The 12810-nt window shown below is 42.0% G+C and carries 8 protein-coding genes; all 8 read left to right on the top strand.

The features are described from left to right. Positions 1-73 precede the first annotated feature (73 nt). The 8 genes from iolD (at position 74) to BUA60_RS15170 (ending at position 12806) form a co-directional block, all read left to right on the top strand. Positions 74-1933, top strand: a complete 1860-nt coding sequence (gene iolD / locus BUA60_RS15205) for a 3D-(3,5/4)-trihydroxycyclohexane-1,2-dione acylhydrolase (decyclizing) (protein ID WP_072863119.1) — start codon at positions 74-76, stop codon at positions 1931-1933. A gap of 19 nt (positions 1934-1952) precedes the next feature. Beyond that, positions 1953-3551: a solute:sodium symporter family transporter gene (locus tag BUA60_RS15200; protein ID WP_072863117.1), complete on the top strand. Its 1599-nt coding sequence runs from the start codon at positions 1953-1955 to the stop codon at positions 3549-3551. A gap of 35 nt (positions 3552-3586) precedes the next feature. Next, on the top strand, positions 3587-5062 hold the full coding sequence (locus BUA60_RS15195; protein WP_072863115.1) for a CoA-acylating methylmalonate-semialdehyde dehydrogenase: 1476 nt from the start codon (positions 3587-3589) through the stop codon (positions 5060-5062). A 12-nt stretch (positions 5063-5074) separates the two neighbouring features. Then, positions 5075-5980, top strand: a complete 906-nt coding sequence (locus tag BUA60_RS15190) for a sugar phosphate isomerase/epimerase family protein (protein WP_072863113.1) — start codon at positions 5075-5077, stop codon at positions 5978-5980. Between the two features lie 41 nt (positions 5981-6021). Beyond that, positions 6022-7032, top strand: a complete 1011-nt coding sequence (iolG, locus tag BUA60_RS15185) for an inositol 2-dehydrogenase (protein WP_072863111.1) — start codon at positions 6022-6024, stop codon at positions 7030-7032. Positions 7033-7319: 287 nt separating this feature from the next. Then, positions 7320-7904 carry an RNA polymerase sigma-70 factor gene (locus BUA60_RS15180; RefSeq protein ID WP_072863109.1) on the top strand — a complete coding sequence of 195 codons (585 nt, stop codon included), beginning with the start codon at positions 7320-7322 and terminating at the stop codon, positions 7902-7904. A gap of 63 nt (positions 7905-7967) precedes the next feature. Next, positions 7968-9110: a FecR family protein gene (locus BUA60_RS15175; protein ID WP_072863107.1), complete on the top strand. Its 1143-nt coding sequence runs from the start codon at positions 7968-7970 to the stop codon at positions 9108-9110. A 177-nt stretch (positions 9111-9287) separates the two neighbouring features. Beyond that, a complete protein-coding gene (locus BUA60_RS15170) occupies positions 9288-12806 on the top strand; it encodes a SusC/RagA family TonB-linked outer membrane protein (protein WP_245802559.1) in 3519 nt (1172 codons plus the stop codon). The last annotated feature ends 4 nt before the right edge of the window (positions 12807-12810 follow it).

Raw genomic sequence — 12810 nt, 5'->3', positions numbered from 1 at the left:
CGGCTTTATCAAGCCAACCGATATGTTCTCAGGGCATTCCTTCTGACCTATTAAAACAAATAAAGAAGAACAGATGAAAACAAAAAGACTTACGGTGGCCCAGGCCACAATTGCATATCTGAAGAACCAATATGTGGAACGCGATGGTGTTCAGAACAAATTTTTTGCCGGTTGCCTGGGTATTTTAGGGCATGGGAACGTAGCGGGAATAGGACAGGCATTGCATCAAAACCTGGACTTTCCATATTACGTGGCCAGGAACGAACAGGGCATGGTACATACGGCGGCGGCATTTGCCCGAGTAAAGAATAGGTTGCAGACTTTTGTCTGTACCTCCTCCATAGGCCCTGGAGCAACCAATATGCTTACAGGTGCTGCGGCTGCCACCATCAATAGGATTCCTGTCCTTCTGATTCCAGGGGATATATTTGCCACCAGACAGGTTGCCCCGGTATTGCAGCAGTTGGAATCCAATGTAACTCAAGATATATCGGTCAATGATTGCTTTAAGCCCGTATCCAAATATTGGGACAGGATCAATAGGCCGGAACAATTGATTACCTCCTTGCCAGAAGTAATGCGCGTATTGACATCCCAGGCAGAAACAGGTGCGGTTACCCTGTCCATCCCGCAGGATGTTCAGGCGGAAGCTTATGATTTTCCCGTGGAAATGTTCCAGAAACGCGTTTGGCACGTGGGTAGGACTATGCCCGATAAAACACTTTTGTCCAGGGCAATCCAACAAATAAAGGAAAGCAAAAGACCAATGATCATTGCGGGAGGTGGAACTATCTATAGCGATGCTACCGCAATATTAAAAAAACTGGTCAATAGAACGGGAATCCCCGTTGCCGAAAGCTTCGCGGGAAAAGGCTCTTTGGATTATAACGAGCCCCAGAACTTGGGGGCAGCAGGGGTAACAGGAACACCTGGAGCCATAGAGATTGCTAAGGAGGCCGACCTGGTTATAGGGATAGGTACCAGATATAGCGATTTTACTACCATCTCCAAGTCAGCTTTCCAAGACCCCAAGGTGCGCTTTATCAATATAAATATTACGGAATTCGATTCCTTTAAACATGGGGCATTACCACTGGTTGGGGATGCCAAGGCAATTTTGGAAACCTTGGACAAAGAACTGTCCAATTTTGAAGTGAATGGCGACTATCGCAAGAAAGTGGAAAACTTTAATAAGAGCTGGGATCAATTTGTAGCGGATATCTATGCCGAAAAGAATGAAGTGCCGGCATTTCAAGGGGAAGTGATCGGAGCCGTAAATTCCTTTTCCAACCCAGAAGATATAGTGCTTTGTGCTGCAGGTAGTCTGCCGGGAGACCTACATAAATTGTGGCGTACACGAAACCCGAAAGGCTTCCATCTGGAATACGGTTATTCCTGCATGGGTTATGAGATTGCCGGTGGACTGGGGGCAAAAATGGCCCGTCCGGATAGTGAGATATATGTAATGGTCGGTGATGGAAGTTACTTGATGATGTCCCAGGAGATTGTAACATCGATCCAGGAAAAGCAGAAAATGACCATTATTTTGTTAAACAATGATGGCTATTCCAGTATTGGAAGCTTGTCCAGTTCCCTAGGAAGCGAGGGCTTTGGAACATACTATCGATATAGAAATGAGGAAACGGACCAATTGGATGGAGGATTATTGCCCATAGATTATGCCGCCAATGCTGCAAGTATGGGTGCCCATGTAATTAAAGCTTCCAATGTAAAGGAATTGAAGGCAGCTCTGGAAAAGGCCAAGACCATTGACAAGACTACTGTAATTTATATTGAGGTAGACCGTAAAAAAGCGGTGCCCGGATTTGCCTGGTGGGATGTGGCAGTAGCCGAAGTATCCGAGAAAGATGCTGTGAAGAATTCATTGAAGACCTCTCTGGAAAATAAAAAGACCCAGAAGTATTACTTATAGACCATAACCAACCAACCTTATGAACTCTGATCTCATCATCATTTTAACTTCTTTTCTGATTTTTACCGGAGGAGTTGCCTTTTTTACTTGGTACAGTCTTAGAAAAACAAACTTAACGTCATCCGACGGTTATTTCTTGGGAGGTAGAAGTCTGACCGGAATCGTTATTGCAGGTTCCATGTTGCTGACCAATATTTCCTCGGAACACCTTATAGGAATGAACGGTAATTCCTATGTCAATGGTTTTATTGTTATAGCTTGGGAAGTTACCTCTTCGATAGCACTGGTAATTGCGGCAATTTTCTTTGTTCCCAAATATTTAAAAATGGGCCTCACCACCATACCACAGTTTTTGGAAAGTAGGTTTGATGGTATGACAAGGACCATGGTGGCTGCCATCCTAATATTTTCATTTGTGGTTACCCTTTTGCCCATAGTCCTATATTCTGGTGCCATCGGCATTGAAAGCCTGTTTGGGGTTTCCGAGGCCCTTGGGGTCAGCAAATCTGAAGGATTATGGATTACAGTGGTCATTATTGGGGTGATTGGGTCTATTTATGCCATCTTTGGAGGCTTAAAAGCTGTCGCCTATTCCGATACCATTAATGGCTTTGGACTTTTATTGGGAGGTTTGTTGATACCGATATTGGCGCTTCTGGCCATAGGAGATAACAACATCTGGGACGGATTGGTGAAGGTATATGATTATGCCCCCGAGAAATTCAATGTGGTAGGGGCAAGGGATTCGGTTTTGCCGTTCGAAGTTTTGTTTACGGGTTTAATCATAAATCAGCTCTATTTCTGGGGAATGAACCAAACGATTATTCAAAGGGCCTTGGGGGCGAAAAATTTGAAAGAGGCCCAAAAAGGACTTTTGATAACTGGTCTTTTTAAGATCCTGATTCCCTTAATAATTGTGCTGCCCGGGGTAATTTGTTACTATTATTTTCAGGATACCTACTTTGACCAACAGGACACGGTTTATCCTCAATTGGTCAAAAAGGTTTTACCTGTTTGGTTGATAGGCTTTTTTGCTGCCGTAATCATGGGAGCGGTATTGAGTACCTTTAATTCTGTCTTGAATTCGGTGGCCACCTTGTTCAGTATGGATATTTATAAGAAGCACATTGCAAAAAATGTCAGTGACGTTAAACTGGTAAAGATTGGAAAAGTTACTTCTGCAGTTTTGGCGGTAGCGGCCATTTTCGCAGCTCCCATGGTGGCCAATGCGTCGGACGGATTGTATCAATTGCTACAAGAGCTTAACGGCATATTTTTTATTCCCATTGCATCCATTCTATTGGCAGGTTTCTTTATGAAAAAAGTCTCGGCAACCGGAGCTAAAGTGGCCCTAATATTTGGGCTCTGTTTTTATATTTTCATGACCTGGGGCTACACTAGCCACGGTATCCATTTTGTACATCTCTGGGGCATAGAATTCGTGCTGAATGTAGCCATAATGTATTCGGTGTCCTATTTCTATCCCAACAGGAATATGTATGAAATTACCGATGTGGGTGCAGTGAACCTAAAAGCTTGGAAATACACCATTCCCATGTCCATTGGTTTGTGTGCCGTTACTGTATTAATATATGTATTGCTCTGGAACAACCAGTAGCACTCTGATGATCAAAATTATTAAATAATCAAAAAATGGAAGTTCTAAAAAATTATATCGATGGGGCTTGGACACCAAGCACATCCAAAGAAACAATAGACATTGTAAATCCGGCTACCCAAGAAGTATTGGCAAAAGTGCCCTATGGTAAGGATACCAAAAAAGACGTTGATTTGGCGGTAGCCTCCGCGTTCAAAGCATATCAGGAATGGAGTAAGGTTCCGGTGCTTAAAAGAGTACAAGTGCTATATCGGTTAAAGTCCCTAATGGAGGAAAATACCGAAGTACTTGCCGAAATTATTACCAACGAGTCCGGAAAAACCTATGGAGAGTCTGTTGGTGAAATTCAAAGGGCAATCGAAAATATTGAGGTAGCCTGCGGGACGCCTATGTTAATGGCGGGAGATGTTATTGAGGATATTGCAACGGGAATAGACGAGATGATGATAAGGCAGCCTATAGGCGTGGCGGCCTGTATAACTCCGTTCAACTTTCCAAGTATGATCGTTTTTTGGTTCTTGCCCTATGCCATTGCAACGGGTAATGCCTTTGTGGTAAAGCCTTCCGAAAAGGTGCCCATGACCATGATGAAGATTTTTGAATTCATAGATCAGTTGGATATCCCAAAGGGACTTGTTAGCCTAGTGCACGGAGGTAAGGATTCTGTAGATGCTATTTTGGAAAATCCCGTTATCAAGGCGGTAAGCTTTGTAGGCAGTACCCCGGTGGCCAGGTATATTTATTCCAAGGGTACGGCAAACGGCAAGCGTGTACAGGCCCAAGGGGGTGCCAAAAACCCAGTGGTAATTCTGCCCGACGCGGATATAGAAATGTCTACCAAGATCATAGCTGATTCGGTTTATGGATGTGCAGGCCAAAGGTGTTTGGCCGCATCCACAATAATCACTGTGGATGATCAAAAAAGACAGATCAAGGATGCCCTTTATGAAACCGTTAAATCCCGAACTACTGGATATGGACTTGATAGGGAAGTAAATATGGGACCTGTTATTACTCCGGAAAGCAAGGCAAGAATAACGGGATTGATACAAAAAGGATTGAATGAAGGCGCCAAAATGTTATTGGATGGCCGAAATGCCTCTATTGCCGGCTATGAAAAAGGAAACTTTCTAAATCCTACCATTTTGGAGGATGTTGCCTTGGACAAGGAATTGATTAAGACCGAGATTTTTGGTCCGGTGATGAGTCTTATATCCATGAAAAATATAGATGATGCCCTAAAGTTTGTCAATAGCGGCAATTATGGAAATATGGCTTGTTTGTTCACCGGAAGTGGCGCCAATGCCAGAAGGTTCAGAAATGAGGCCGATGCCGGGAATATTGGTATCAATATAGGGGTAGCGGCCCCCATGGCCCAATTCCCCTTTAGTGGTTGGAAGGATAGCTTTTTTGGCGACTTGCACGGCCAGGGCAAACATGCTATTGAATTCTTCACGCAGACCAAGGTAATTATAGAAAGATGGCCGAACATTTGGTCAAGAAAATTTTAATCGGATCGTAAAATGATGAAAATCGCAAATGCTCCATGCTCATGGGGCGCCTTGGAATTTGACCTGGAAGAAAAATCGGAAGAGATCGGTTTTGAACAGGTTCTGGATGAAATAGAGGAGACAGGCTATATCGGTACCGAATTGGGAGACTGGGGTTATATGCCCACCACCCCGAGCTTGCTAAAATCGGAGTTGGACAAAAGACATTTGGATCTTTTGGGAGCCTTTGTGCCCGTTGCTTTAGCCAAAGCAGCCAACCATGATGCAGGTGTTGTTTCCGCATTAAAGGTGGCCGAACTTATGTTCAATGCCGGATTTAAGAATTCTTTTATTGTACTGGCAGACGACAATGGAACTGTTCCGGAACGCACCAAAAATGCGGGTAGGATCACATCGGCAATGGGACTCACGGAAGAACAATGGAAAGTATATGCCACAGGTGCAGAAAAGATAGCGAAGGCAGTGAAGGATGCCTACGGAATTAGGACGGTATTCCACCATCATTGTGCAGGATATGTAGAAACCCCTGAGGAAATAGATAAGCTTATGACCTTGACCGATCCACAGTTATTGGGTCTGTGTCTGGATATGGGGCATTATGCCTTTGGAGGAGGCGATCCTGTAAAGGCCCTAAAAAAGTATGGCAAAAGAATATGGCATGTCCATTTTAAGGATTATAGTCCAGAAGCGGCCAAGGCGTCCCGGGAGGCGAACGGGGATTATTTTGATGCTATTAAACGTGGGGTATTTTGTGAGTTGGGAAAAGGATCGGTAGATTTTCAGTCCATTGTAAAATTACTGGAAGAAATGAAATACAACGATTGGATTGTGGTGGAGCAGGATATTCTACCTGGGATGGGAAATCCCAAAATATGCGCAAAGGCCAATAGGGACTTTATAAAATCCCTAGGGTTATAGACCATTTAAAATTCATGAAACAATTATAAAGAAATATATCTATGTCTAAAGTTAAATTCGCCGTAGCGGGATTGGGAAGGATAGGAAAGATTCATTTGGATAACCTGCTACAGATGGACCATGTGGAGGTGGTAGCTGTAATGGATCCTATGGAAGAATGTAGGAAATATGCGCATGAAAGGAAGATACCCCATATTGTCAATACTTATGAGGAGCTATTGGTCGTTGCCCCCTTCGATTCCGTGGTCATCTGTTCCCCAACCGATACCCATGCAGATTATGTTGAAATGGCGGCCAAAGCGGGTATCCACGTTTTTTGTGAAAAACCTTTGGACCTATCCATGCAACGCGTTGTTGAGGTTTTAAAAGTGGTGAAAGAAACCAATATTAAATTAATGCTGGGCTTCAATAGAAGGTTCGATAAAGAGTTTAGAAAAGTTCACAATTTGGTGAAGGAAGGTGCCGTGGGGCAGCCCCACCTGGTAAAAATTACCAGTCGGGATCCAGGAGCACCACCAGTAAGCTATATTAAACAATCCGGAGGTCTATTTTTAGATATGACCATACACGATTTTGATATGGCCAGATTTGTGGTGGGCAAGGAAGTCGACGAGGTCTATGCCAAGGGAGCTGTCCTAGTGGATCCGGCTATTGGCGAGGCAGGGGATATAGATACCGCTGTGGTTACCTTGACCTATACGGACGGTACCATGGCTGTTATAGACAATAGTAGGGAAGCTGCTTATGGCTATGACCAAAGACTAGAAGTGTTCGGATCCAAGGGAATGGCGCAGGCAGACAATAATTATGAAGATTCCCATCGCTTGTATACCAACAAGGGAATCCTAGGGTCGTTGCCCCTGCATTTCTTTCTGGAAAGGTATGCGGCAGCTTACAGATCTGAAATGGCCAGTTATGTGGCAAGTTTAAAAAATGGGGATGCCATGGCGGTTGATGGCACCGATGGGCTGCGATCGCTTCAAATTGGCCTGGCTGCCATAAAATCATTAAAGGAAAAAAGACCTGTAAAAATTGCGGAAATAGGCAATTAGCCTCCGGAATAATATGAAAATCTTAAATCAAATTTTATAGGCAGAGTAAAGAAATTTGATTCTTGGTTAAATTGTAATTTTTTGTTAAATTGGGATGAATTTGTTTTTGTCAATGGATTGGAATGTTGTTGGGTAAGGAAAAACAAATTGCATGGCATAACCTATAAATTTGGAATGAGGAGGATGGTGAAGAGGATAATTTAGTTGGGTCCTTTGGCCGTATCACATAAAGAATATACTTTATGTGGTTGATTTGGTAGCGACGGAAATTTAAACCCATTTATAAGTTGAAAAAAGGTCAGCCTAATATCAACAATGAGCTTTTTCTTTCCCTTTTGGAAAAGGGAGAGAAGTGTGCATTTGAGACCTTGTTCAGACTCTACTATACCAAACTGGTAAATATTTCAAAAGGATATCTAGTCTACCAACAGGAGGCCGAAAGTATAGTACAGAACGTATTTCTTAAATTATGGGAAAACAAGGCCTCTCTGGGAGAAGTTTCCAATATAAATAGTTATTTGTATACCATGACCAAGAATTTGTGCTTGGACCAGTTAAAGCACGAAAAGATCAAAAAGAACTATATAGATAATAGCTATCGCATAAGATCTGAAATTCAATATAAATTTATTCAAGATGAAGCGGCCTCCCTCTTACTTGAAAATGAGTTGGAAAGCAAAATTATTCAGAGTATAGAATTATTACCTGAAAAATGTAAAAACATTTTCAAAAAGAGTCGACTTGAGGGCTTGAAACGTAGTGAAATAGCCTCTGAGATGGGCATTTCACATAAAACGGTAGATAATCATATGGCCAGTGCCCTGAGGCATATGAGGTTCCATTTAAGGGAATTTATCTCTCTTTCCCAATAAAATTATTATCCATCACTAGGTGTAAATCTTTTTTGAATCGTCTATATAATAGAACACTGGACGATGCTAGATCAAAAAATATATGAATACCTAAGGGGTACTGCGACTTCAAAAGTAGAAAAGGAAGTCCAGGACTGGATTGTTTCTTCGGATCAAAATGCCAAAAGATTCTTTGAGATAAAAGCCAAATATGTGGCAACCACCTTGGAAGATGAGCATATAGATCTAGATCCTTCCTTTCACGATATTGTCAATACCAAAAACTCGAGCCATAGAAATAGAGGTCGTCTTCCGCTTATAATTTTGAAATCTGCTGCTGTTTTGGCAATTCTTGTAGGACTAGGTTATATTTTTAGGGATACCATAGTTGATTCGGCTAAGACGCCCATTATTCCGGGGGATGCTATTATTTTACAATTGGAAAATGGGAATATTGAGGTAATCTCTGAAGGTGGGGCAACTAAGGTGGTAGATACAGAAGGTAATGTATTGGGAGCACAACAAGGGTCGCAATTAATCTATAAAAATAATGGGACTTCAACAGAGGAGTTGATATACAATACGCTCACGGTTCCATATGGAAAGAGATTTGATTTATTGCTATCAGATGGTACACAGGTAACACTTAATTCTGGTACCTCCCTTAAATATCCAGTACAATTCCTAAAAACAAAAAACAGACAGGTTTTTCTGGATGGGGAAGCTTTTTTTAACGTAGCCAAGGATTCGGCAAATGCATTTATAGTCAATACAGGTGAGCTTAATGTTCGTGTGCTGGGAACAAAATTTAATTTATCATCTTATCCTGAAGATCATTTTGTCAATACTACGCTTTTGGAAGGGTCGGTTTCTGTTTATAATAAACAGGACACTTTTGATTCTTCCAATGCTTCTTTACTGGAACCTGGATATAAAGCGGAATGGAATAAATACAATAGACAAATTTTAGTAGAAGAAGCGGATATAGCTATGCATACCGATTGGTTGAATGGGAAAATCATATTGAGGCATGTGCCTTTTAAGAATATTGTGAAAAAATTGGAAAGGCACTATAATGTGGAGATCGTGAACAATAATCCAAAACTCGATGAGGAATTGTTTACGGCAAGTTTTGATGTTGAAACCATAGATCAAGTATTCAAAACTTTTAACCTAACCTACCAAATGGATTACAAGATCAACGACAGACAAATAATTATCAACTAACTAACTAAACAAAACAACTGCCAATGAATTAGACTTTCCAAAATTTAGACAGATCACAATATTTGCCAGACCCCTATATCATAAGGCCTAAAGGCAAAAAAAAATCGGAAAGTGCGCCAACACTTCCCGATATGATGTGATTAAATTAATTAACCACTTAAAAAACACTGCAAAAATATGAAAAACCTGATCATGCCGGGGAGGAAATTCCGTTTTCGGCTACAATATGATTTGAAGATGAAACTTACTACCTTATTATTGATTGTTTCGCTTTTTCAAATTCATGCCAACGAAACTTATGGTCAAAAGACCAAAATTACTTTGAATCTTGAAAATGTAAGCATCGAAAATGTATTGAACAAAATTGAGTCGCTTACAGAGTTCAAATTCATGTATAATGACAAGGAGGTGGATTATAAAAAAATTGTCTCCGTGAGCGCTGATAAAGAATTGGTTACTACAATTCTGGACAGAATTTTTTCCGAGATGCGCATTGCCTATGAGGTATTGGATAAACAGATAGTACTTAAGCCTGAAAAAAATATTCCCTCCCAAACAAAGGAGCAAGAAAAAAAGGTGGAGGTCTTTCAGCCCTTTAAGGTCAGTGGTACTATTTTGGACAGTGATGGAAGTCCTTTGCCTGGGGCCAACGTTCTGGAAAAAGGTACTACCAATGGAACCCAATCCGATTTTGACGGTAATTTTATTTTGGATGTAAATGGGCCAAACGCTGTTCTAGTCGTGTCCTATATAGGGTTTACTACCACGGAAATGGCTGTGAATGGGCAGACAAATGTCTCTGTTACCTTGGAGGAAAGTGCTACAGGTCTAAGTGAAGTGGTCGTAACCGCCTTGGGTATAAAAAGGGAAAAGAAGTCCTTGGGATACGCATCCCAAGAACTCGACGGCGAGCAGGTATCCGCTGCTAGGGAGCCCAATCTTTTAAACGGTATTTCCGGAAAGGTGGCCGGTCTACAGATTACCAACAGCCCCTCGGGCCTTGGAGGTTCTGCCAGGGTGTCCATAAGGGGCGATGCCTCCTTAAATATCAATGGCAACTCTCCATTGTTTATTGTGGATGGTACTCCTATTAGCAATGAAATTGTAGGTTCCAGCGGGTCGGGTACACAGGATGTGGATTACGGAAACGGAGCTTCGGAAATAAACCCGGAGAACATAGAATCGATCAACGTGTTAAAAGGTCCGGCCGCCGCGGCACTTTATGGGGCCAGAGCTGCTAACGGTGCAATTATTATAACCACCAAAAAGGGAAATACCAAAAAAGGCCAATTGGGGGTTAGCATCAATTCTGGTATTACTATGGAAAATGTATTGTTATTGCCCGATTGGCAAAACGAATACGGCCAGGGAAACAACCAGCAGTTTGCGTTTGTTGACGGAAGTGGAAGCGGTATCGCCGATGGAGTTGATGAAAGTTGGGGTCCCAGATTGGATACTGGGCTAATGATTCCTCAGTTTGATTCGCCTCGGGAGGATGGTACCAGAGGTGGGGATTATTTAGTAAGCAATTCTCCCATTATTCCAACGCCATGGGTTTCCAATCCAGACAATACATTGGATTTCTTTAATACTGGATACACAAAGACGAATAGCATTGCCATTTCCAAATCTGGAGATTTGGGCAATATTAGGTTCTCCTACCAAAATTTGGATCAGGAGGGTATAGTACCCAATACAGACCTAAGGCGAAATACCTTCAATTTGAATACAGGTCTTAATCTCACCGATAAATTGACGATCAATACCAACGTAAATTATATAAAATCCGATAGTGACAACAGGCCATCCCTTAGCTATGGTACGGAAAGCATCATGTATCTTTTTATTTGGTACGGTAGGCAATTGAATACCAACAGTATGAGGGATTATTGGATGCCCGGCAGGGAAAACCTGCAGCAGTTCAATTATAATTACAATTACCACGACAACCCTTTCTTCAACGTATATGAGAATACCAACTCACAGAACAAGGACAGGGTATACGGTAATATTAGTGCCAATTACACTATAAACGATAATTGGAGTTTAATGGTAAGGACGGGAAGGGATTTCTATCGCGATCTAAGGACCAAGAAAAGAGCGTTCAGTACCCAGCGTTTCCCTCTAGGTTATTACAGGGAGGACAATGTGTTCTTTGAAGAATCCAATACGGATTTCCTTTTATCCTATGATAAGACCTTCAATGAAAAGTGGAATGTAAATATATCTGGAGGTGGCAACCAATTTCGTCAGAAACAGGAGTATACCCAAACTGTTGCCCCTCAGTTGATCAACCCGGGCGTGTATTCCTTTAATAACACTAGAAGGCCATTGGAGGTTTATACCAACAACGAACAGAAGAGGATAAACAGTCTCTATGGTTTTGCAAGGTTTGCCTATGACAATTTACTTTTCTTGGATGTAACCGGACGTAATGATTGGTCCAGTACCCTGCCCACGGATAATAATTCCTATTTCTATCCTTCGGTTACCTTGAGCGCCATAGCCAGTGATATGTTTAAAATGCCGGAATTCGTGTCCTTTGCAAAATTAAGGGCGGCATATGCCGAGGTAGGTAATGATACGGATCCCTATAAGTTGTCCAGTTTCTTTACCAATGAAACACCTTTTGGGGATAATCCAATTTTAACGGAATCCTCCTTGATCCCCAATGCCGATCTGAAGCCCGAGATTACATCATCCTATGAGATTGGTGCCGATATCCGTTTGTTCCAAAGTAGGCTGAATTTGGATGCCACATATTATGACGGGCGTACCAAGAACCAGATCATACCTATAAGCACGGATATTTCCAGTGGGTATACCAGTAAGTTGATCAACGCGGGCGAAGTTAGGAATTATGGTTTCGAGGCCATGTTGAACGTAGTGCCCGTAAGGACGGAGAATTTTAGTTGGAATACCATGTTCAACTATTCCAGGAACAGAAGTGAGGTTACCGATCTGGGAGGTATAGATTATACGCTAACCGAGAGGAACAGTGTCTTTATCCAAGCTAGGGAAGGAGGATCCATCAGTGCCATTTACGGAAGGGGATTCCAACGTGTAGAGGATGAGAACAGTGAGTATTATGGCCAAATGATCGTAAATAACAGTGGTATCCCGATCAGGACGGACGATTTGGTGTACCAGGGCGATTATGCCCCTGATTATACCTTGGGAATATTGAACAGTTTTAAATACAAGTCTTTGGATTTTGGATTTATGTTCGATATAAGACAAGGGGGGATAGTAGTATCCAGGACCAAAACGATAGGTTCCACTTCCGGGCAATTAAAGGAAACTCTGGAAGGAAGGGAAACCGGAATCGTTGCGGAAGGTGTATTGGAGACATCTCCCGGCGTATATACGCCCAACACCATAAACGTAGATGTTAGGACCTTCAATAACCGCTACTATGAGCGGGATAATGTGGAGGCCGCTAAATACGATGCCTCTTACACGAAATTGCGTGAGGTTACCCTTGGCTATAGCCTTTCCAAAAAAATTATTGATAAGCTTCCCATTAGCAAGGCAAGATTATCATTGACAGGTAGAAATTTGGCACTTTGGACGGACAATCCACATTTTGATCCGGAAACGGTTTCCGTTGCCGGTGGTACCCTGCAGCCCGGTATAGAGAATATGTCCTATCCCAGTACCAAAACATACACTCTGAATTTACAAATCGATTTTTAATTGC

Origin of the sequence: Arenibacter palladensis, assembly GCF_900129275.1 — a bacterium.
Lineage (GTDB): Bacteria > Bacteroidota > Bacteroidia > Flavobacteriales > Flavobacteriaceae > Arenibacter > Arenibacter palladensis.
The sequence above is the reverse complement of the archived record's forward strand: the minus strand, read 5'-3'. Positions and strand labels throughout refer to the sequence as shown.

Excerpts from the sequence above, each read along its gene's own strand:
- iolD (WP_072863119.1), top strand. The coding sequence starts at position 74 with ATGAAAACAAAAAGACTTACGGTGGCCCAGGCCACAATTGCATATCTG.
- BUA60_RS15190 (WP_072863113.1), top strand. The coding sequence starts at position 5,075 with ATGATGAAAATCGCAAATGCTCCATGCTCATGGGGCGCCTTGGAATTT.
- BUA60_RS15195 (WP_072863115.1), top strand. The coding sequence starts at position 3,587 with ATGGAAGTTCTAAAAAATTATATCGATGGGGCTTGGACACCAAGCACA.
- BUA60_RS15200 (WP_072863117.1), top strand. The coding sequence starts at position 1,953 with ATGAACTCTGATCTCATCATCATTTTAACTTCTTTTCTGATTTTTACC.
- BUA60_RS15175 (WP_072863107.1), top strand. The coding sequence starts at position 7,968 with ATGCTAGATCAAAAAATATATGAATACCTAAGGGGTACTGCGACTTCA.
- iolG (WP_072863111.1), top strand. The coding sequence starts at position 6,022 with ATGTCTAAAGTTAAATTCGCCGTAGCGGGATTGGGAAGGATAGGAAAG.
- BUA60_RS15170 (WP_245802559.1), top strand. The coding sequence starts at position 9,288 with ATGAAAAACCTGATCATGCCGGGGAGGAAATTCCGTTTTCGGCTACAA.